Here is a 20,522-nt window from a genome sequence, read left to right as displayed (position 1 = left end):
GCGCATACGCACGGGAGCGGCATCCGGCGTACCCGAAACACCCGCACCCGAGAGCTCCACCCGTCACAGAAAGCGAACCAGCATGCAGCGCTCCACCCTCCTCCGCGGCACCGCCGTCACCGGCGCCGTCGCGATCGCCCTCACCCTGACCTCCTGCGCCGGCAGCGCCGCGGAGACCGCGCCGTCCGCGGCCGACATGGAGATCGGTTCCGTCGACCTCTCGGCCGACTGCCCTTCGACGGTCGTCATCCAGACCGACTGGAACCCCGAGGCCGAGCACGGTCACCTCTACGAGATGATCAAGGACAACTTCACGATCGACGCCAACACCAAGGCCGTCACCGGCCCGCTGATGTCGGACGGCGAGTACACCGGCGTCAACCTCGAGATCCGCGCCGGCGGCCCGGCCATCGGCTTCCAGACCGTGTCGGCCCAGATGTACCAGGACGACTCGATCACCCTCGGCTACGTCAGCACCGACGAGGCGATCCAGCTCTCGAGCACGACCCCGACCAAGGCCGTGTTCGCCCCGCTCGACATCAGCCCGACGATGGTCATGTGGGACCCGGCGACCTACCCCGACGTCCAGACCATCCAGGACGTCAAGCCCGCGCTCGAGAAGAACAAGGGCGTGTGGCGCTACTTCGACGGCTCGGCGTACATCGAATACCTCAAGAGCTCGGGCCTCGCCTCGTCCGACGTCCTCGACGGCTCGTACGACGGCACCCCGTCGAACTTCGTCGCCGCGGGCGGCAAGGACATGCAGCAGGGCTTCGCGTCGGCCGAGCCGTACGTGTACCAGAACGAGGTCTCGGCCTGGGGCAAGCCCGTCAAGTTCGCGCTCATCCACGACGCCGGGTGGCAGACCTACCAGTCGTCGGTGTCGGTCAAGGCCGACAAGTTCGACGAACTGAGCCCGTGCCTGTCGAAGCTCGTCCCCGTGCTGCAGAAGGCGGGCGTCGCGTACTACAAGGACCCGTCCGCCGCGAACGACCTCATCCTCAAGCTCGTCGACGAGTACGCCACCGGCTGGACCTACACGCAGGGCGTGGCCGACTACTCCGTGAAGACGCAGAAGGAGCTCGGCCTGGTCGGCGACGGCCCCGACTCCACCTACGGCAACTTCGACGACGGCCGCTTCGAGGACTTCTTCGCCAAGGCGAGCAAGGTCTACACCGACCTCGGCACCCCGCCCGCGTCCGGCTACACCGTCGGCGACCTCTACACGAACGAGTTCATCGACAAGAGCATCTCGTTCTGATCGCTCCGGCCCGGTCCGCCTCGTGCGGGCCGGGCCGTGGTCGCTCCCGACACACCCCACCGGCGGCTTCGACAGGCTCAGCCACCCCCGTCCCCGGCCTCACCCAGGTCCCTGAGCCCGTCGAAGGGACCGGAACCGGTGGCTTCGAAAGGCTCAGCCACCCCCGCGACACGACACCCCCACACCCCGTTCCACCCGGAGAAACACCCATGAGCGATACCGCCACCCGCGTCCTCTCCCTCGAGGACGAACTCCTCGACCTGCTCGGCCCCGCAGCCGTCAGCACCGAACCCCGCGTCCGCGAGCGCGCCAGCGTCGACGGCTCCCCCATGTCGCCGATCATCGCCGCGAAGCTCCCCCTCGGTCTCGCCGATCTCGTCGTCTTCGCCGCCGACGCCGAGCAGATCGCCACGGCCGTCGCCGCGGCATCCCGTCACGGCGTGCCCGTCACCGTGCGCGGCAAGGGAACCGGAAACTACGGTCAGGGCATCCCGATGCAGGGCGGCCTGGTCATCGACACCACGCGGGCGAAGGCGATCGTCGAGGTCGGCGACGGCTTCATCACCGCCGAGGCCGGCACCCCGATGGTCATGCTCGAGCAGGCCGCGTGGGCGAGCGGCCAGGCTCTGTGGATGTACCCCTCGACCGCGCAGTCGACGATCGGCGGGTTCCTCTCGGGCGGATCCGGCGGCACCGGCTCGATCGAGCACGGCTCCAACGACCGAGGGTTCGTCGCCGCGCTCGACGTCGTGCACGCCGACGGGAGCGCCGAGATCCACCACGTCGAGGGCGACGCGGCCCAGAAGTACGTGCACAACTACGGCACGGCCGGCGTCATCGTGCGCGCGACCGTCCGCCTCGAGCCGCTGCGCGAGTGGCGGGGCCTCTGGGCGAGCTTCCCCGACTTCGCCGGCACCCTGTCGGTGCTGCAGACCATCGGCAACCTCGAGCCCGCCCCTCGCCTGGTCTCGGGCGACGGCGTCGAGATCTCGGCATCCCTCCCCGCCGACGAGGCGATCCCCGAGGGGCGCTCGAGCCTGCGCGCGATCGTCGACGCATCGCTCATCGACACGGTGACCGCGATCGTCGAGGGTGCGGGGGGCCGCGTCGAGGCGGTGCGCGAGGGGCCGCAGGCCAGCATCCGCCTGTCGATGTTGAGCTACAACCACCCGATCGAGTGGTACCAGAAGAGCCAGCCGCACGAGGTGTTCCACCTCGAGGTCGCGGGAATGCCGCTGAGCGAAGACATCGAGGCGGTCGAGGCCGTGTTCCCCGGCGCGCACCTGCACATCGAGTCGACGAAGCAGCACCCGATCGGCATGCTCGCCGCACCGTACGTGAGCGAGGAGGACGTCTACCGCGGCATCGCCGCGCTCAACGGGATCGGGGTGGGCGTGCACAACCCCCACCAGTGGAACGTCGACTTCAACGTCGAGCAGACCGTCGAGACCGCGCGCGCCACCGACCCGCACGGCCTGCTGAATCCCGGCAAGCTCAACCCGGAGTACACCGGCGCACGCAAGGGAGCGATCCGTTGAGCCGGCTGCTCGCCGAGCTCAGCGGTCCCGCCGTTGCCGAGGCCCTCACCGAGAAGTCGATCATCGTGCTGCCCACCGGCGCGATCGAGCACCACGGACCGCACCTGCCCCTGGCGACGGATGCCATCGTCGCCGAGGCGTCCGCCACAGCCGCCGTCGCGCGGGCGGCGGCCCTGGGCCTGGACGTCTGGCAGTTGCCGACCCTGTCGATCACGAAGTCGGACGAGCACTCGTGGGCTCCCGGCACCCTGTGGCTGACGCCCGAGACGATGATGCAGACCATCGTCGACATCGGCCGGTCGCTGCTGACCACCCGCGCCCGCAACCTGGTGTTCCTCAACGGCCACGGCGGAAACGTCGCCCTGCTGAACGTCGCCAACCGCGAGCTCCGCCGCCGCTTCGGACTGCGGACGTTCTTCATGCCGGCCGCACGGGTGCCCTCGTTCACCGGCGCCGACGGCGGACCGAACGAGCACGGCACGGGCATCCACGCCGGGCACGGCGAGACGAGCATGATCATGCACCTGCGTCCCGAGCTCGTCGACGCGTCGAAATTCGAAGCGACCGTGCCGGCACACATCGGCGACTTCCGCCACATCGGCTTCAACGGCAAGCCCGTGAGCTTCGGGTGGCTGTCGAACGACTTCGGCCCTACCGGGGTGCTGGGAGATCCGACCGGAGCCAACGCCGCTCACGGCGCCGAACTGCTCGAGGACAGCGTGTCGTTCGTGGTCGAAGCGCTCGAGGAGATCAGCCGATTCGACTACACGGCGTGAGACTCACGTCGCGGGATGCCCCGGGTTCGGCGGTGCGCGCGTGAGCGTCGCCGCCGAACCCGCGCGGGGTGTGCGGGCCTACGGCGAGGTGCTGCGCCTGCCCGGGGCGCGGACGTTCGTCGCCGCCGGCATCCTCGCGCGATTCCCTCGGGCGACGCTGTCGCTCGGGATCATCCTGCTCGTCTCGGCCGCCACCGGCAGTTTCGCCTCGGCCGGGCTCGTCGTCGCACCCCTCGTCGGCGGCATGGCGATCGCCGCGCCCCTGTGGTCGTCGCGCATGGATCGGCACGGCCAGGCCCGCGTCATCCTGGTGTCCCTCGGATGCCTCGTGCTCGCGGCATCCGGATTCCTCTCCCTCGTGCTGACGGGAGCGCCGTTGTGGACGTGGCTCGTCGCCGCGTTCGTGACGGGGGCGTCCACGCCCGATCTCACCTCGGCCGTGCGCGCGCGGTGGACCGTGCTCGCACCGGCCTCGCAGCGCACGGCCGCTCTCGCCCTCGAGACGATCGCCGACCAGATGGTGTTCATCGCCGGTCCCCCCGCCATCACGGCGGTCGCCGCGGCCGTCGATCCGGCGGTGGCGATGCTCGGCTCCCTCGGACTCGGAGTGGTCGGCGGGGTGTGGCTCGCCTCTCAGCGGGGCACGCAACCCGACTCGACGCCGCGCGGAGCTCGGCGTGGCCTCGTGCTTCCGCCCCTCGGGGTGATCCCGGTCGCGATCGCCTGCATCGCCCTGGGCGGGGTCTTCGGCTCCTTCGACGTGAGCCTCGTCGGCTGGGCCGAGCTGCGCGAGCGTCCGTGGCTGGCGGGTCCGGCCTTCAGCGCGCTGGCCGTGGCGATCGCGATCGGCTCGATCATCACGGGGGCGCGGGCCTGGAAGCTCTCACCCGCCGCCCGCTACATCGGCTTCGCGGCGCTGGCTGCGGTGGTCGCGGTGGGCCTTCCGCTCGCGCAGGGCTCCGTGCCCGCGCTGTTCGGCGTGATCATGCTGCTCGGGCTGGCGGTGTCGCCGGTGATGGTCTCCGGCATCCTCGTCGCATCCGCCCGCGCCCCGGAGGGGCGGGTGACCGAGACCCTCGCGTATCCGACGGCCGCGATGTCGCTCGGCGTGCCCATCGGCGGTGTGATCGCAGGAGCGGCTCTGGATGCCACGGGCCCCGCGACGGCCCTGGTGACGATCGCGGTGTCGCTGACGCTGGCCGCGGCGATCGCGGCGGTCGGTGAGGGGCTGCTGCGGGTGGCACAGCGTCGCTGACGCCCCCGGCGAGCGGTGCGCCCGCCCCGCGGACCGTCGAGCGGGCACGACGCTGAGCGAGCGGAACGCTGGACGAGCGGAACGCTGGGCGAGCGCGACGCTGGGCGAGCGCGACGCTGGACGCAACCAGCTGGCTGCGCCCAGCTGGTTGAGTGTCCAAGACACCCGGACGACCGCGACATCGCGTCCGGGTGTTTCGGACACTCGACGACGCCGGACACACCGTCGAGTGTCCAAGGCACGCCGTTCCGGGCGCCCGGGAGCGGCGTGTTCCGGACACTCAACGGCGAAGTGCGGCGCGCAGGTGCCGCAGCGCCGAGACGTGACCGTCGGCGGGGTGCAGGTCGAGCAGCGCGTGCAGGAGGGCCGCCTCGAGCGTCGCGTGCGGGAGGGCGGCCTCGAGCGTCGCGAAGTCGGCATCCACGACCTGCTCCGGGTCGGACTCGTCTGTCTCGAAGAACCGGCGTGAGCGGAGCGTTGAGTGTCCAGGACACGCCGGGTCAGGCCGGCACCCCGCGGCGTGTCGTGGACACTCAACCGGGGGGGTGGGGGCGGGAGAGACCCCGGATGCCGGATCCCGACGGCCGCGCCCACCCGCGCCGGTGCGGACTATAGGATGACGCCGAACTCCTCGGCCAGAGCGGGGAGGTCCTCGTGCAGCACGTGCGACGCCTCTTCGGCGAGCGGGTTCGTGGAGACCCCGCGGTCGTTCACGAGCTTGCCGCCGACGTAGACCTGCTGCAGGTTGCGCAGGCCGCAGGCCAGCACGTAACTGCGCACCGGGTTCCACAGCGGCCCGATGTCGGGCGTGCGCGGGTCGACGACGACGAAGTCGGCGAACTTGCCCACCTCGAGGCTGCCGACCCGGTCGTCGACGCCCATGATCTCCGCTCCCCCGAGGGTGTGCAGACGAAGGACGCGCTCGGGCATCATCGACAGCGGGTCGTGGGTGCGGGCGCGCTGCATGAACATGCCCATGCGCATGTTCTGCCAGGGGTCGGCGACGTCGGTGCAGGCCTGGTCGTCGAGGCCCATACCGACCTTCATCCCCTGCTCGAGCATCTCGGGCACGTGCGCGATACCCGAGGCCAGACGCCCGTTCGACGCGGGCTGCCACGACATGCTGGCGCCTCCCGCCGCGGCATCCGCGATGATCTCGGGCGTCGTCTGGATGAAGTGGCCGAACATCATGCCCGGGCGCAGTGCGCCGGCGTTCTTGTACAGCTGGAACTTCGTCTGCTGATGCTCGATCGCCTCGTACGTCTCGAGGAAGTGCGCCTGGTTCGTGACGCCGAAGCGGTCCATGACCGCGACCTCGATCTCGGCGGCATCCGGCCGGGTCGACCACTGCACCTGCCCCATGATGGATGCCCCGAGGGCGAGGTCGGGGTCCATCGCGAGGACGTGGTCGAGGGAGGCCTCGAAGCGGGCGAAGATCTCGTCGTCGGTGCCGACGGTGGCATCCAACGCGATCGAGTCGACGAAGCGGAGACCCGCGTCGAGGCAACCGTCGGCCTGTCGGGTGTGCCAGGCGTGGTCGCGGAGCTGTCCGCCGCCGTCGGCGCGCTTGCCGTCGACCATCGGCTCCCACGGCAGCAGCGGGTCGGTGAAGTTGTACGCCGTGGTGACACCGTTGGCGAGGAAGTCGAGCGAGCCGTGCAGCGTCGCCCAGTAGATCTGGTCGGGAGAGGCGTTGTTCAGGACGCTGAACATCGAGGTGCACCAGCCGTAGAGCGTCTGGTCGACGCCGAGTCCGCGCGAGCCGCTCGTGAAGAGGTGGCTGTGGGAGGACACGAACCCCGGGGCCACGAACTTGCCGTCGACGTCGAGCGTCTCGTCGGCGGTCACCCCGGGGGCGGGGTCACCGGAGCCGATGGCGGTGATGCGACCGGACTCGACGAGCATGTACCCGCGCTCGATGTAGCCGGGGTCGTCGGTACCCGCGGGGACCGTGATGAGACGTGCGTTCGTGACCAGGAGCGACATGTTGATGACGGTAACAATGCCGTGTTTCCGCGGTGTTCCGAGCGTGAGGCGGACGTTTTGCGGGGCCTACCGCGGCATCGAGTGTCCAAGAAACCCGGACGGATTCTCAAGGCGACCGGGTGTTGTGGACACTCAACCGGACGCAACGACACCGTTCGCGGCGCTCCCGTTCGCGTTGTTGAGTGTCCAAGAAACCCGGACGAATTTTTCAGGCCTCCGGGTGTTTTGGACACTCAACGTCGTGGGGCCGGCACGGCGCGGGACACGGGCGCGGGGCCGGGGCCGGGGTGCGGGACACGGGCGCGGGGCCGGGGCCGGGGTGCGCGGGCGCCGGGACCTCAGGCGAAGGCGCGCCGCACGGCCGGCGCGATCTGCGCCAGCACCTCGTCGCGGGCGGGCGTCGACGGGAACACCAGGAAGAGGTGCGGCACCCCCTCGCGCCGCACGAAGTCGACGGGGACCCCGGATGCCGCGAGCCGGTCGCCGTACTCCTCCGCCTCGTCCGCGAGCCGGTCGCCGTACTCCTCCGCCTCGTCCGCGAGCGGGTCGACGCTCGCCGCGACGATCACCGCGGGCGCGGAGCCCGTCAGGTCGGGGGCGCGCAGCGGTGCCGCTTCCACGGGCACCGCACCGTCGGCTTCGAGGTACAGACCCCAGTACCACTGCATCCCCTTCGCGGTCAGCGGCAGGTTCTCGGTGTGGGCGCGATAGCTCGGGCGGGTCGGATCGGGCGCGTCGAGCACCGGGCACAACAGCACCTGACACCGGATGCCGGGAGCCCGGCCGTCCCGCGAGCGCAGCGCGACAGCCGCGGCGAGATTGCCCCCCGCGCTGTGCCCGGCGACGCCGAGGAGGGCGGGGTCGACGAGGCCTTCGGCCCCGGTCGCGGCGAAGCGCAGGGCCCGGTCGAGGTCGTCGAGCGCGGCCGGGAAGGGGTGCTCGGGCGCGAGGCGGTAGTCGACGCTGAGCACCTGGGTTCCGGTGGCGAGCGCGAGGGCCCGGCACAGGGCGTCGTTGTTGTCGAGGTTCCCGGCGACCCAGCCGCCGCCGTGGGCGAAGACCAGGGTTCCGCGGTGCCCCGGGCGCGGGCGGTAGAGGCGCAGGGCGAGGCCGTCGGCGTCCAGGTCGATCGACTCGAGCGCCCCGTCGTCGGGCAGGCGGACCCACGACGGGTTCGCGCGCAGCTCGGCGATGCGCGCGGCGTCGTCGCCCTCGGCATCCGTCGCGCCCGAGGGGATTGTGCCCGCTCGAGCGGAGAGTCGCTCGAGGTGCGCGCGCACGGCGGGGTCGGTGATGGCGGGGTGAACGGGCACGGCTCTCCAGAGGCTGGTCGGGTGATGAGCCGAGCGTAAGACCCAGGATGCCGACGACCCGGCGCGACGGCAGAAGCGTTACGCCGCGGAAACACCGGCGTCTTCGGCCGATGCACCCGCCGGGCGTACCGTGCGGCCAGGGCGACCCGACGCCCACGGGAGGAGCACCATGCCGCAGCGCGTCATCGTCACGGGAGGATCCGGCGGCATCGGCGCCGCGATCGTCGAACGGTTCCTGGGCGACGGCGCCCGGGTCGCGGTGCTCGATCGTCGTGCTCCGTCCGAGGCCACGGCATCCCTCTTCTTCTCCGTCGACCTGCGCGATCCGCTCGACACGCGCCGCGCGGTCGGCGAGGCGATCGCGGCTCTCGATGGCGTCGACGTGCTCGTGAACTGCGCCGGGGTGTTCCAGCACGTCTCGCTCCTCGACATCACCATCGACGACTGGGACCTCGTGCTCGACATCAACGCCCGCGCGACGCTCGTGACGATGCAGGCCGTCGCGCCGGTCATGCTCGAGGCGCGCGCCGGCTCGATCGTCAACATCGCGAGCATGGCCGCCAAACAGGGCGGCGGCGGCGAGGGGCATTACGCCGCATCGAAGGCCGCGGTCGTCGCGCTCACGCGCGCGGGGGCACAGGAGTGGGGATGCCACGGTGTGCGCGTCAACGCCGTGTGCCCCGGATACGTGCTCACCGACATGGGCGCCGACACCCGCTCCGACGACGACGTGCGCACATGGAGCGCGAAGTCGCCGCTCGGGCGGCTGGGCGCGCCCGAGGACGTGGCGGGGGTGACGCACTTCCTCGCGTCGCCCGCGGGCGGCTATCTCACCGGTCAGGCGATCAACGTCACCGGCGGCATGATCATGCACTGACGCGGGCACGTGGCCCCGCCCGGGCCGGGCGAAACTCCTGAGAACCGTCAGCCGCGCCGGCTCGAGCCGCGGGGAATCGGCGCACCGCCGGACCCGACCGGCCTAATCTCAGGAGTATGGCCCGCCGCGACCCATGAGAGAGCCGTCACCGAAGCCGCCGTGCCACCTCCGCCATCGCCTCCGCGAACGATTCCTCGGCGCCGTCACGCCCGCCCGACAGGTTCACACCGACGACGCCGGGCAGCGCGAGCATCTCCTCGGCGAGGGCTGTGGCGAGGGCGATGCCCTCGGCGCGCGGGTCGCGGGCGCCGCGCACGCGCTCGAGGAACCCCTCGGGCAGAGCCAGCGTGGTGAACGACTCCAGCAGGTCGGCGGAGGCGTGGTCGACGACCACCGGCACGCACGGGATGAATCGGATGCCGTCTGCGACCTCGTCGATGAACCGGCGCACGGGCTCCGCCCCTCCGGCGTGGTTCACGAAGCAGACGTCGGCCCCGGCCCGAGCCTTCTCGCGCAGTCGTTCGGCGCGCCGGTCGACCGGCGGCGCGGCGGGCGAGGCGGCGACCGAGACGACGTGACCTGCGGCCCGGGCGAGGGCGGCGGCCTCGGTGGAGTCGAGGTCGAAGACGGGGGCGGCATCGGGCCGGTGGCCGGTGCGGGTGTGGTCGCCGGTGACGCAATGCACACCCGCCACCCCCTCGACCGCGAGGGCGGCGAGCTCCCCCTCGATCGCCACCCGGTTGCGGTCGCGCATGTTCAGGCCGGTCCACACGCGCAGGCCTCGTCGCTGCAGCAGGTGGGCGCGGTACGCGGGAGGGAACTGCACGCGCGCGCTTCCCGCGTCGCCGGCGAGGACGGCATCCACTTCTCCGACGAGAACCCCCGCGCACGCGTCGATCGACGAGACGCTGAGGGCCCGCGCGGGCAGGTCGGCCACGACCCAGGGTCGGGTGCCCAGGTCGGCGAGAGTCCGCTCGGCCGCTTCTGTGCGAGGCGCGGGCGGCGGGGCGGCCACGCGGTCGATGCCGGACCAGGGCACCGTCCGCCGGGGCAGGAAGACGCACGCGTGCGCGGCGTCGATCTCGCACGATCCGTCGAAGCCGACCCCGCCGCAGGGTCCGTACTCCATGCGCTTCGGGCACGCGTCGATCAGGGGCAGCACGGTCATGACCGGAGTGTACGGAGCGCGTGTTTCGACGAATGTTCATGGCGGCAACATCGCCGAAACGCGCGCTGCCTACGCTCGGCGATACCCGCAGCAGCTCCCCCGGAGGTGGCCATGATCACGGCCGGCACCACGTTCGGTTCCGACGTCGACGACATCGACGCGCTCGTCGACGATCCGCTGGAGCTCGTCCAGCAGTGGCTCCCGCCCCACGAGGGGGAACTGCGCCCCCTCGCCGCTCTCTCGACCGTCGGGCTCGACGGCATCCCTTCGCTCCGGCACGTCCTGATCAGCGACCGGGATGCCACGGGCGTCTACTTCCACACCGACTCGGCGAGCACGAAGGTCGCCGAGATCGCCGCCAACCCGGTCGCGGCGATGGCCGTGGCGTGGCCCGAGGTCGGCCGCCAGCTCGTCGTGCGCGGAATCGTCGAGCGGGTGAGCGCCGCCGAGGCGGCGGCCGTCTATCGCGAGCGGTCCCGTTACCTGCAGCTGCTCGCGTGGCTCAACACCCACGAGAACGCGCACCTTCCGGCCGAGGCGCGGCACCACCTGTGGGCGGAGTTCTCCGACGCCCACCCCGAGCTCGAGCCACCGGAGCGGTGGGCGGGATTCCGCCTGCGCCCGGTCACCCTGACGTTCTGGCGCGGCGACCCGATCGGGCAGAGCACGCGCCAGCACTACACGCTCGCCGACGGCCGCTGGTCGGGCCGGATCCTGGCGGGTTGAGTGATGGACATCACCACCGTCAGCTCGTACCGCGCCGCACGCACGCGCGCCGATCTCGCTCTCGCGCCCGGCGAGGTCGTGCTCGCCGGCGGCACCTGGATCATGAGCGAGCCCCAGCCCGGCACCACCGGCTTCGTCGACCTGACGACCCTCGACTGGCCCGACCTCGAGATCACCGACGAGGGCCTGCGCATCGGTGCGACGTGCACCATCGCGCGGCTTCTCTCGTGGGTCGAGCACGAGGCCCCCACCGCCTGGACCTCCCTCGCTCTCGCGCGCCCCGCCGCAGACGCGCTGCTGGCCTCGTTCAAGATCTGGAACACCGCCACCGTCGGCGGCAACGTGTGTCAGGCATTCGCTGCCGGCGCCATGATCGCGCTCTTGTCGACCCTTGATGCCACGGCCCTGGTCTGGACGCCCGACGGCGGAGAACGCCGGATCGCCGTGGCGGACCTGGTGGTCGACAATGCCGCGACCTCCCTGAACCCCGGTGAGGTCGTGCGCGCCCTCGACGTTCCGGCCCGCGCGCTGGAGGCGCGGGTCGGGCTGCAGAAGATCGCGCTCGCGGAGCTCGGCCGGTCCGGGGCCGTGGTCACGGCCCGTGTCGACCCCGACGGCACCGCCGTCTTCGTCGTGACGGCGGCGGTGCGCCGGCCCCGCGTGCTGCGCTTTCCGCAGGCGCCCGGGGCGGGAGAGCTCCGGGATGCCGTGGCCGCCGCGAGCGACTTCTACACCGACCCTTTGGGGAGCGCGGACTGGCGCCGGGGCGTGAGCGTCGTGCTGGCGGAACGACTGCGCGCGCGGTTCGCGCGCGAGCTGCAGGAAGGCGTCGCGTGAGATTCGAGGTCAACGGCGCCCCGGTCGAGGTCGATCCCCGTCCCGGTCAGAGCGCCCGCACGCTGCTGCGCGAGGCCGGCCACGTCGAGGTGAAGAAGGGCTGCGACGCCGGCGACTGCGGCGCGTGCTCGGTGCTGCTCGACGGGACCCCCACCCACTCGTGCATCATCCCCGCGATGCGGCTCGAGGGCCGCGCGATCACCACCGCCGCGGGCCTCGCCCCCGGCGACGACCTGCACCCGGTGCAGGAGGCTCTGGCGACCGGCTTCGGCTTCCAGTGCGGGTTCTGCACGCCGGGCATGAGCGTCACGGCATCCACCCTCACCGCCGACGACCTGCCCGACCTCGACCGCCGCATGAAGGGCAACCTCTGCCGCTGCACCGGGTACCGCCCGATCCGCGAGGCGATCCGGGCGTCGGTGCTCGGGCCGGTGCGCGAGACGGGCGCACGAACCCCCGACCCCTCGTGCGGCGCTTCCTGCGACGGTCACGACGAGAAGGTGGCATCCGGACCCGCGACCCCGGCAGGACGCGTCGGCGCCTCCACCGTTCCCGAGGCCGCGCGGCGCATCGTCCAGGGCCGCGAACCGTTCACCTTCGACGAGCCCGTGCCCGGCGGTCCGGCGCTCGTGCTACGCGTCGTGACCTCGCCGCACGCGCACGCCCGCGTGGTCTCGATCGACACCGCGGATGCCCTCGCGGTACCCGGGGTCGTGGCCGTGTTCACCCACGAAGACGTCCCCGACGTGCGGTACTCGACCGGGCGGCACGAACACCGCACCGACGACCCCGACGACACGCGCATGCTCGACGACGTCGTGCGGCACGTGGGTCAGCGGGTCGTCGCCGTGGTGGGCGAGACGGCGGAAGCGGCGGATGCCGGATGCCGGGCGATCGTCGTCGACTACGAGGTGCTTCCCGCGGTGTTCGACCCCGACGAGGCGCGCCGCCCCGGGGCGCCGCTGCTGCACCCCGACCGGACCCCCGCAGAGCGGGTGATGGCGGCCGAACGCAACGTCGTCGCGGGCTTCCACACCGGCCACGGCGGCGACATCGACGCCGCCCTCGCCGCGAGCCACACCACGGTGACCGGCGAGTGGCGCTCCTCGCGCGTCACCCACGCCGCCCTCGAGACGCACGGTGCGGTGGGATGGATCGACGCCGGGGGACGTCTTGTCATCCGCTCGTCGACCCAGGTCCCCTTCCTCGCGCGCGACGAGCTGGCCCACGTGTTCGGCCTGGAGCGCGACCGCGTGCGCGTATATGCCACGCGCGTCGGCGGCGGCTTCGGCGGCAAGCAGGAGCTCTTCACCGAAGACCTCACCGCTCTCGCCGTGCTCAAGCTCGGCAGGCCCGTCGCCTACGAGTTCTCGCGCACCGATCAGTTCGTACGGGCGTCGCTCCGGCATCCGATGCGCGTGAAGACGACGCTGGGAGCGGATGCCGACGGCACCCTCACCGCGATGAAGATCGACGTGCTGAGCGACACCGGGGCCTACGGCAACCATGCCATCGGCGTGCTCTTCCACTCGTGCGCCGAATCGACGACGCTGTACCGGGTTCCGGTGAAGTGGATCGACGCCGAGGCGGTCTACACGAACAACCCGCCGTCGGGAGCGTTCCGCGGGTACGGGCTCGGGCAGGTGGTCTTCGCGGTCGAGTCCGCGATGGACGCCCTCGCGGAAGCGCTCGACATCGACCCCTTCGACCTGCGCCGCATCAACGCGGTCCGAGAGGGCGACTCCCTGCACCCCGACGACGGCGAGGAGCCCCACGAGGAAGATCTCATCTGGGGCAGCTACGGTCTCGACCAGTGCCTCGACCTCGCGCAGGAGGCGCTGCGGCGCGGCAACGGCGCCGAGGCCCCGGCGGGCTGGCTCGTCGGCGAGGGCATGGCCGCCGCGATGATCGCGACCATGGCGCCACGCGGGCACATCGCCCACACGAGCGCGACCCTGCGCCCCGACGGCACGTACCTGCTGCGCGTGGGTACGGCGGAGTTCGGCAACGGCACCTCGACCGTGCACCGGCAGATCGCCGCGACCGTGCTCGACGCGGCCCCGGAGCGGCTCGAGCTATGGGCCGCCGACACCGACGCGGTGCGCCACGACACCGGAGCGTTCGCCTCGGCGGGAACGGTGGTCGCCGGCAAGGCGCTCTACGGCGCCTGCCTCGCGCTGAAGCGGCGGATGCTCGCCCTCGCCGCCGACCTCACGCAGAGCAATGCCGCGGAGGCCGAGATCGTGGCATCCGGAATCCGATCCGGAGGTGAGGTCGTCTCGTGGGCGCGGATCGTCGAGGCCGGGGGCGCGGGAGAGCTCACCGCGGACGGCGCGGAGTTCGGCGATTTCCGTTCGCTCGCGTTCAACGTGCACGCCGTGCGCGTCGCGGTCGACCCCGAGACGGGGACGGTGAAGGTGCTGCAGTCCATTCAGTCGGCGGATGCCGGAGTCGTCATCAACCCTGCGCAGTGCCGCGGGCAGATCGAGGGCGGCGTGGCCCAGGCCCTCGGTGGGGCGCTCTACGAAGAGGTCTACCTCGAGGACGGCGTCGTGCAGAACCCGGTGTTCCGCACGTACCGCGTGCCGCAGTTCGCCGACGTGCCCGACACCGAGGTGTACTTCGCCGAGACCGACGACACCCTGGGTCCGTTCGGCGCGAAGTCGATGAGCGAGTCGCCGTACAACCCCGTGGGAGCCGCGATCGGCAACGCCGTGTCGCGCGCGCTCGGGCGACGCGGGTACGAGCTGCCGTTCTCGCGCGACCGCGTGTGGCGGCTGGCCGGCGGTGACGCCGCCTAGGCTGACCGCTGTGTACGGCATTCCCGCGGACGAGACGTTCGACTTCTTCGAGGGGCGACGGCTGGATGCCGTGACCTTCGGCCGCTACAAGGTGTCGCTGTTCTTCGACGAGGGCGTAGGCCTCGACGTCGAGGGGCCTCTGGCGGTGGCGGCACCCGGGAGTGACGAGCACGTGGCAGACGACGCGCGCTCGGTCGCCGCGCCCCTGCTCGACCTGCTCTCGCTGACCGTGACGGGGGTGCGGGTCGACGCGCCCTCGAGCCTCGCGTTGACGTTCGAGAACGGCACGATCGTGCGAGCGATCGACGACCTCGGCCCGTATGAATGCTTCGACGTGCACCACGGTGAGCGCATCTGGATCATGTGATCGCTGGTCGCGTCTGCGGGGTCGCCCCTGCCACGCCCTTAGGGAGGGAACGGCCCGCCGGCGCGAGATCAGAGGGGCGTCGCCGAGCCCCGCACGACGATGCCACCGGATGCCGGAACCTCGACGTCCAGCATGCTCGGTCGACCGATGTGTCGGCCCTGCCGGACGGTGAATCCGAACGGAGCAGGCAGACCGACGCGGTCGCGAAGATACGCGCCGAGCGATGCGGCGGCGGAGCCCGTCGCGGGATCCTCTGTGATGTCGGCCACCGGGAAGAGGTTCCTCGCCTCGATCGCCACGCCGTCGGCGATCGCAGCGTCGACGTGGACGACGATGATCGTGCCCTTCCAGCCGCGCTCGTCGAGCAGAGCGCGCACGGGTCCGGGCGCGAACGTGAAGGTGTCGAACGTGTGCTGCTCCCGCACGGCGACGACCGGGTGCAGGTTGCCCGCGAACGATTGGGCCAGCGGCATCCGCTCGTCGAGGTCCGCGTGCGTGAGCCCGAGAAGACCGAGCAGGCGGTCGGCGACGTCTACTTCGAGGTCGACGACGTACGGCTCGACGCTCGTGAACCCGGCCGTGATGCGTCCGTCCGCGGCGCGCTCGGTCGTCACCTCGACGGACCCGGCCGCGGTATCGAACACGAAGGGCCCCGGCCCCTCGGCACCGGCGAGCGCGACGGCGGTCGCGATCGTCGCATGCCCGCAGAACGGCACCTCGTCATCCGGCGAGAAGTAGCGCACGGCGACGCGGCGCCCCTCGCGGGCGCCGACGAACGCGGTCTCGGGGTGCCCTAGATCGGCCGCGATCCGCTGCATCTCCTCGTCGCTGAGGCCCACGGCATCCAGGACGACACCCGCGGGGTTGCCGCCGCCGGGCTCGGCGGCGAAGGCGAGGAGTTCGAGGATGCCAGCAGTCTCAGTCATGACTCGATTCTTCCGCAGGGCGACCGGCGGCCGAGGGGGCCATTCGCGCTCTCGTGGCCTGCGCTAGCGCCCGCACGGCACGAACACGGCGAACAGTGAGGGCGATGTCGGCCGCCCGGGAACCACGCTCGACCGACGGGGTGTCAGCGCGGCTCCGCCCCCAGGTGCAGCACGGCCTCGGCCAGGGCGCGGATCCCCGCCGCCACATCCGCTCCGGCCACGGCTTCATCGGGGTGATGGCTGATGCCGTCGGGGTTGCGCAGGAACAGCATGCCCACCTCGGTGATCGCGCCGATTAACATCGCGTCGTGGCCCGCGCGGCTGAAGAGGGTCGGTGCTTCGCCGCCGATGCCCGCCCGCACCACGTCCTGCAGCAGGGGTGCGCAGAAGACGGCCGGGGCGCTGTGCACCTCGCGCGCCGTCCAGCGCAGCCCGCGGCGACCCATGATGGCGTCGAGTTCGCGCGCGATCTCGTCCCACGCGTGATCGCGGGAGTCGTCGAACTCTCCGCGCAGGTCGAGAGAGAAATGCGCCTCGCCCGGGACGACGTTCACGGCCCCGGGAAAGGCCTCGAGCTGACCGACCGTGCCGACGATGTGGTGCTCTCCCCGGCAGATGCGCTCGACCGCGAGAGCGGCCTCGCTCGCGCCGAGCAGGGCATCGCGGCGCATGTCGTAGGGCGTGCCGCCCGCGTGCCGGGCCTCCCCCTCGACCGCGAGCTGGAACCGCCGCGCCGACGCGATCGACGACACCGCCGCGAGCGCCTGCCCGCTGCGGTGCAGCTCAGGCCCCTGTTCGATATGCGCCTCGAGGTACCCGACGAGCTGCTCGGGGCGACGGGCTGCCTCACCCACGCGACCAGGATCGAGCCCGAACTCGCGGAAGGCCTCGCGCAGCGTCGAGCCGTCGGCATCCGTCAACTCCCACCAGGACTCGTCCCACTGCCCGGCCACGGCCGACGACCCCAGCAGGGCCTTGCCGAAGCGCGTGCCCTCCTCGTCGCTGAAGGCGATGACCTCGAGAGCGAAGGGGAAGGGGCTGGATGCCGTCCCCTCGTCGTCGATGCGACGGATCAGCCGCACGACCTCGAGCGCCATCAGCACTCCGACGATGCCGTCGAAGCGTCCGGCGTCCGGGACCGTGTCGAGGTGCGAGCCCATCAGCAGCGCCGGCGCATCGGGAACTCCGACGGGGGCGAGGCGTCCGACCTGGTTGCCCGCCGCGTCCTGGCGGGTGGTCATGCCGAGCTCGCGCATCCACTCCGCAGCGAGGCGGTTCACGCGCGCGTGCTCGGGCGAGAGGTAGACCCGGGTGATCGAGCCGGGGGTCGAGGTGACGCGGGCGAGCTCTTCGCAGCGGCCCATGACGCGGCGCGCGGCCGACGCGATGAGCCCGGGCGCGACCTGCAGGCGGGTGGCGGTGGTCACGCGCGAGCTCCCCGCGCAACGACGGACGTCACGACCGAGCCGCCGCGTAGACGCCCTGGGCCGCCTCGACGCCCCCGCCCGCCGGCACCGCCGCACCGTGGCGCCGCAGCACCGTCTCGAGAGCGGCGAGGGTGGTCAGCACGGCGTCGGTGCGGGCGTTGTAGCCCATCGTCCCGATGCGCCAGACCCGGCCGTGCAACGGACCGAACGAGGTGCCGATCTCGATGCCGAAGTCGCTGAGCAGCTCGCTGCGCACGGCGTCGCCGACCACGGCATCCGGGATCTCCACCGCCACCACGTTGGTCATCTTGTGGGCCACGTCGCCGAAGACGGTGAGCCCCAGGCCCTCCACGCCGGCGAGCATCGCGTCGCCGTGCAGCCGGTGACGGGCGATCACGGCATCCCGCCCCTCGAGGAGCAGCACGCGGGCGCACTCCCGCGCGCCGTAGAGCATGGTCGTCGCCTCGGTGTGGTGGTTGAGGCGGCGCGGCCCCCAGTAGTCGAGGATCATCGCGAGGTCGAAGTAGTTCGAGCGGATGAAGTCGGATGCCGAGGCGTCGCCCTCCTCCCGGATACCGGCCTCGACGCGGGCGCGCGAGCGCACCACTTCGACGGCGCGGTCGGACAGGCTCAGCGGTGCCGAACCCGAGGGGCCGCCGAGGCACTTCTGCAGGCCCGCGGTCGCGGCATCCAGGCCCCAGGCGTCCATCTCGAAGGGGTTGCCGCCGAGCGAGGCGGTGGCGTCGGTGTAGAACAGAGCGCCGTGGGCGCGGCAGATCTCACCGATCTCGTCGAGCGGCTGGAGCATCGTGGTCGAGGTGTCGCCCTGCACGCACGCGACGAGATGCGGCTTCACCCGCTCGATCGCCTCGCGGATCGCGGACACCGGGAACACCTGTCCCCACGGCACCTCGATCGTGTGCACCTCGGCGAGAGCGCGCTCGGCGATCTCGGCGAGGAGGTGGCCGAAACGGCCGAACACGGGCACGAGCACACGATCGCCGGGGCGGATGAGCGAGACCATCGCGGCTTCGATGCCCGCTCGGCTCGTCCCGTCGACGAGCACCGTGGCGTCGTTGTCGGTCGCCCAGACCTGCCGGTACAGCTCTTGCGTCTCGGTCATCGTCGCCGTCATGAACGGGTCGTACTGGCCGACGAGGGGTGCCCCCATCGCGCGCAGCACGCTGGGGTACGCCGAGATCGGGCCGGGGCCCATCAGCAGGCGGGCGGGCGGGTCGATCGGACCGGGGAGGTGGGACATCAGGACTCCGTGATGCGGGAACGGGTGGTGGGCGAGAGGATCGGATCCGGGCCGCCGGTGGGGCGGTGCGTGACTCCTGAGTTTCTGACCGAAGTGGGGACGAGTGCCACCGCCCCCATGGCCACGGTGAGATTTCTCAGGAGTTCGGCCCGGCCGCGGCGCGACAGGGCGGTCACCGACCGACCCCCGCCCCGGCGGCCTCGGCGAGGCGCCGGGCGAGGCGCACGAGCGCGATGTCGGTACCGGCGCGCGAGACGAGGCAGACTCCGACCGGGGAGCCGTCGACGGTGAGCAGCGGCACCGATATCGCGGGCAGCCCCGCGATCGCCGCGGGAGCCGTCATGCGCAGCGTCGCGGCGCGCACGGCATCCACGTCGGCGGTGCGCTGCGGCGCGGGACCGGGCACCGTCGGGAAGATCAGCACGGCGGCGTCGACCAGTTCGGTCAGGTGCGCGGCTATCGGTTCGAGATCCTCTCGCGCGGCCGCTTCGTCGGCGGCGGTGATGCGCGAGGCGACGTCGAAACGCTCGGCGACGGCGGGACCCACGGCCCCGGGGTGCGCACGCAGCCACTCGCCGTCGTTGCGCCACGCTTCGGCGCCCTGCACCGTGCGGAACGCGGTGAACGCGGCATCGAGATCTCCGCTCGACACCGCCCGGAAGGTCGGCGGGTCGTCGGATGCCGAAAGCCCGGCGAGCAGACGCGAGAACGCCTCGCGGGTCGAGGGCTCCACGCACGCGAGGATCTCCTCGGGCACGAGGAAGCGCCACGGGAGGTCTTCGCCGGAGGCGCCCTGGACGTTCTCGGTCGAGAACGAGCCGTCGTAGCTCAGGCACCACTCGGCGACACGGTGGAGGGTCTCTCCGTCGCGCGTCAGCCAGCCGATCGTGTCGAACGACTGCGCGAGCGGGAGCATGCCCTGGCGCGGAACGAGGTCGTGGGTCGTGCGGAGTCCCCACAGGCCCTGGTACGACGCGGGAACGCGGATGGAGCCGGCCGTGTCGGTCGCGAGACCGATGTCGGCGTGGCCGACGGCCACGGCGGAGGCCGGTCCGCTCGACGAGCCGCCGGGGAGGGCGCCGACCACCGCGCCGTTGGGCGGGGTGCCGTAGTGCACGTTGTCGCCGGCGATCGAGTAGGCGAACTCGTCGGTGCGGGCGATCCCGCGCAGCGACGCCCCGGCGCGGAGCAGGTCGGCGACGGCGGGGGCCGTGACCTTCTCGGGGCGCGCCTGTTCGAGGTACGTCGGGTTGCCCGCCCCGATGCGGAAGCCTGCGATCGCGAACAGGTCCTTCACCGCGACGGTCAGGCCCGCGAGCGGTCCCTCCCACGCGCCCTGCTGGAAGGGGTCGCCGACGCTGCGCCAGATCGTGCGGTCGAACGGGGGCGTACGCGGTGCGACGTGGGCCGCGGTGATGAGCCATCGGCCGTCGAACCGCTGCCACACCTGGGTCTGCAGGCCGCGGCCTCCGCCGTGGAAGCGCGAGACCGACATGAGAAGGGCGGCATCCGGCGAGAGCGGCCGGTAGTGCACCTCGGTGATGTCCCGCGGGGGGACGCCTCCGCGCAGCGACCGGAACCCGCTGATCGCGTCGTGCCCGACGAGAAGTCCCGCCGGGTCGCCGCGCAGGGTGTCGGGCCCGGGCGCGAAGAAGGCGTCGAGCGCGTCGAGGTCGTTCGCGACGATCGCGCGCTCGTACGCGTCGAACGCGGCGCGCAGGTCGGCGGGAATCGGCGCCGTGCCGGGCTCCGGCGGGGTCGGCACCGGCCCGGCGGCGGCGGTGGTGGTCTCGGTCGGCGGGGTCATGGCATCCGTCACGAGCGTCGCCCGCCTCTCAGCTGCGTTGAGTGTCCAAGAAACCCGGACACCCAGGAAAATTGTCCGGGTGTTTTGGACACTCGACCGGAAGGAGCCACCTCAGGGACGCTCCGCTTGAACGGCGGGCCCGCGGCCTCGACGTCCCGCGGCGCGCGCGCGACACGGGTATCGAAGACCAGGTCGG

The 20,522-nt window shown here is 72.0% G+C and carries 17 protein-coding genes; 9 read left to right on the top strand and 8 right to left on the bottom strand.

Going from position 1 to position 20,522, the window contains the following annotated elements:
* Positions 1-82 precede the first annotated feature (82 nt).
* The 4 genes from OVA17_RS07030 to OVA17_RS07015 all read left to right on the top strand — a co-directional run bounded on the left by OVA17_RS07030 (position 83) and on the right by OVA17_RS07015 (position 4,830).
* Positions 83-1,261 carry an ABC transporter substrate-binding protein gene (locus tag OVA17_RS07030; protein WP_267789105.1) on the top strand — a complete coding sequence of 393 codons (1,179 nt, stop codon included), beginning with the start codon at positions 83-85 and terminating at the stop codon, positions 1,259-1,261.
* 209 nt (positions 1,262-1,470) lie between these two features.
* Complete coding sequence (locus tag OVA17_RS07025) at positions 1,471-2,799, top strand: FAD-binding oxidoreductase (RefSeq protein ID WP_267789103.1); 1,329 nt, start codon at positions 1,471-1,473, stop codon at positions 2,797-2,799.
* The gene (locus tag OVA17_RS07020; RefSeq protein WP_267789102.1) at positions 2,796-3,575 is read left to right on the top strand and encodes a creatininase family protein; all 780 of its coding nucleotides are present in this window, start codon (positions 2,796-2,798) and stop codon (positions 3,573-3,575) included. Before OVA17_RS07025 ends, OVA17_RS07020 begins: the two co-directional genes overlap by 4 nt.
* 40 nt (positions 3,576-3,615) lie before the next feature.
* The gene (locus OVA17_RS07015) at positions 3,616-4,830 is read left to right on the top strand and encodes an MFS transporter (protein ID WP_267789100.1); all 1,215 of its coding nucleotides are present in this window, start codon (positions 3,616-3,618) and stop codon (positions 4,828-4,830) included.
* A gap of 280 nt (positions 4,831-5,110) precedes the next feature.
* Here OVA17_RS07015 and OVA17_RS07010 read toward each other — a convergent pair whose 3' ends face one another.
* The 3 genes from OVA17_RS07010 to OVA17_RS07000 form a co-directional block, all read right to left on the bottom strand.
* Positions 5,111-5,254: a hypothetical protein gene (locus OVA17_RS07010; protein WP_267789098.1), complete on the bottom strand. Its 144-nt coding sequence runs from the start codon at positions 5,252-5,254 to the stop codon at positions 5,111-5,113.
* Positions 5,255-5,439: 185 nt separating this feature from the next.
* Positions 5,440-6,816 (bottom strand): amidohydrolase family protein, encoded by a 1,377-nt coding sequence (locus OVA17_RS07005; RefSeq protein ID WP_267789096.1) that lies wholly within the window; start codon positions 6,814-6,816, stop codon positions 5,440-5,442.
* Positions 6,817-7,154: 338 nt separating this feature from the next.
* Entirely contained in the window at positions 7,155-8,129 is a 975-nt protein-coding gene (locus OVA17_RS07000; protein ID WP_267789094.1) for an alpha/beta hydrolase, read from the bottom strand.
* Positions 8,130-8,298: 169 nt separating this feature from the next.
* Between OVA17_RS07000 and OVA17_RS06995 the strand changes: the two genes are divergently transcribed.
* Entirely contained in the window at positions 8,299-9,006 is a 708-nt protein-coding gene (locus tag OVA17_RS06995; protein ID WP_267789093.1) for an SDR family NAD(P)-dependent oxidoreductase, read from the top strand.
* Positions 9,007-9,151: 145 nt separating this feature from the next.
* On the opposite strand, the gene OVA17_RS06990 is transcribed toward OVA17_RS06995, so the two are convergent.
* Positions 9,152-10,174, bottom strand: a complete 1,023-nt coding sequence (locus tag OVA17_RS06990; RefSeq protein ID WP_267789091.1) for a methylenetetrahydrofolate reductase C-terminal domain-containing protein — start codon at positions 10,172-10,174, stop codon at positions 9,152-9,154.
* Between the two features lie 111 nt (positions 10,175-10,285).
* Between OVA17_RS06990 and OVA17_RS06985 the strand changes: the two genes are divergently transcribed.
* From OVA17_RS06985 to OVA17_RS06970, 4 genes are read left to right on the top strand one after another with little or no spacing between them, the layout of a single operon-like run.
* Positions 10,286-10,900 (top strand): pyridoxine/pyridoxamine 5'-phosphate oxidase, encoded by a 615-nt coding sequence (locus OVA17_RS06985; RefSeq protein ID WP_267789089.1) that lies wholly within the window; start codon positions 10,286-10,288, stop codon positions 10,898-10,900.
* A gap of 3 nt (positions 10,901-10,903) precedes the next feature.
* Entirely contained in the window at positions 10,904-11,737 is an 834-nt protein-coding gene (locus tag OVA17_RS06980) for an FAD binding domain-containing protein (protein ID WP_267789088.1), read from the top strand.
* Positions 11,734-14,538, top strand: coding sequence for a molybdopterin-dependent oxidoreductase (locus OVA17_RS06975; protein WP_267789087.1), 2,805 nt, complete (start codon positions 11,734-11,736; stop codon positions 14,536-14,538). The genes OVA17_RS06980 and OVA17_RS06975 overlap by 4 nt, the downstream gene beginning before the upstream one ends.
* A gap of 10 nt (positions 14,539-14,548) precedes the next feature.
* Complete coding sequence (locus OVA17_RS06970) at positions 14,549-14,905, top strand: DUF6188 family protein (RefSeq protein ID WP_267789085.1); 357 nt, start codon at positions 14,549-14,551, stop codon at positions 14,903-14,905.
* A 68-nt stretch (positions 14,906-14,973) separates the two neighbouring features.
* On the opposite strand, the gene OVA17_RS06965 is transcribed toward OVA17_RS06970, so the two are convergent.
* The 4 genes from OVA17_RS06965 to OVA17_RS06950 all read right to left on the bottom strand — a co-directional run bounded on the left by OVA17_RS06965 (position 14,974) and on the right by OVA17_RS06950 (position 20,326).
* The gene (locus OVA17_RS06965) at positions 14,974-15,831 is read right to left on the bottom strand and encodes a PhzF family phenazine biosynthesis protein (RefSeq protein ID WP_267789083.1); all 858 of its coding nucleotides are present in this window, start codon (positions 15,829-15,831) and stop codon (positions 14,974-14,976) included.
* A gap of 143 nt (positions 15,832-15,974) precedes the next feature.
* Positions 15,975-17,258, bottom strand: coding sequence for an allantoate amidohydrolase (locus OVA17_RS06960; RefSeq protein ID WP_267789081.1), 1,284 nt, complete (start codon positions 17,256-17,258; stop codon positions 15,975-15,977).
* Positions 17,259-17,286: 28 nt separating this feature from the next.
* Complete coding sequence (locus OVA17_RS06955) at positions 17,287-18,519, bottom strand: pyridoxal-phosphate-dependent aminotransferase family protein (protein WP_267789080.1); 1,233 nt, start codon at positions 18,517-18,519, stop codon at positions 17,287-17,289.
* A 172-nt stretch (positions 18,520-18,691) separates the two neighbouring features.
* Positions 18,692-20,326, bottom strand: a complete 1,635-nt coding sequence (locus tag OVA17_RS06950) for an AtzH-like domain-containing protein (protein ID WP_267789079.1) — start codon at positions 20,324-20,326, stop codon at positions 18,692-18,694.
* Positions 20,327-20,522 lie beyond the last annotated feature (196 nt).

The sequence above is a fragment of the Microbacterium sp. SL75 genome (genome assembly GCF_026625865.1).
Classification (GTDB): Bacteria; Actinomycetota; Actinomycetes; order Actinomycetales; family Microbacteriaceae; genus Microbacterium.
This window is presented reverse-complemented; position numbering and strand designations above follow the sequence as displayed.

What these genes read in the sequence shown, in the direction of transcription:
- OVA17_RS07030 (WP_267789105.1), top strand. Translation starts at nt 83, where the DNA reads ATGCAGCGCTCCACCCTCCTCCGCGGCACCGCCGTCACCGGCGCCGTC.
- OVA17_RS07025 (WP_267789103.1), top strand. Translation starts at nt 1,471, where the DNA reads ATGAGCGATACCGCCACCCGCGTCCTCTCCCTCGAGGACGAACTCCTC.
- OVA17_RS07005 (WP_267789096.1), bottom strand. Translation starts at nt 6,816, where the DNA reads ATGTCGCTCCTGGTCACGAACGCACGTCTCATCACGGTCCCCGCGGGT.
- OVA17_RS06995 (WP_267789093.1), top strand. Translation starts at nt 8,299, where the DNA reads ATGCCGCAGCGCGTCATCGTCACGGGAGGATCCGGCGGCATCGGCGCC.
- OVA17_RS06990 (WP_267789091.1), bottom strand. Translation starts at nt 10,174, where the DNA reads ATGACCGTGCTGCCCCTGATCGACGCGTGCCCGAAGCGCATGGAGTAC.
- OVA17_RS06985 (WP_267789089.1), top strand. Translation starts at nt 10,286, where the DNA reads ATGATCACGGCCGGCACCACGTTCGGTTCCGACGTCGACGACATCGAC.
- OVA17_RS06980 (WP_267789088.1), top strand. Translation starts at nt 10,904, where the DNA reads ATGGACATCACCACCGTCAGCTCGTACCGCGCCGCACGCACGCGCGCC.
- OVA17_RS06965 (WP_267789083.1), bottom strand. Translation starts at nt 15,831, where the DNA reads ATGACTGAGACTGCTGGCATCCTCGAACTCCTCGCCTTCGCCGCCGAG.
- OVA17_RS06955 (WP_267789080.1), bottom strand. Translation starts at nt 18,519, where the DNA reads ATGTCCCACCTCCCCGGTCCGATCGACCCGCCCGCCCGCCTGCTGATG.
- OVA17_RS06950 (WP_267789079.1), bottom strand. Translation starts at nt 20,326, where the DNA reads ATGACCCCGCCGACCGAGACCACCACCGCCGCCGCCGGGCCGGTGCCG.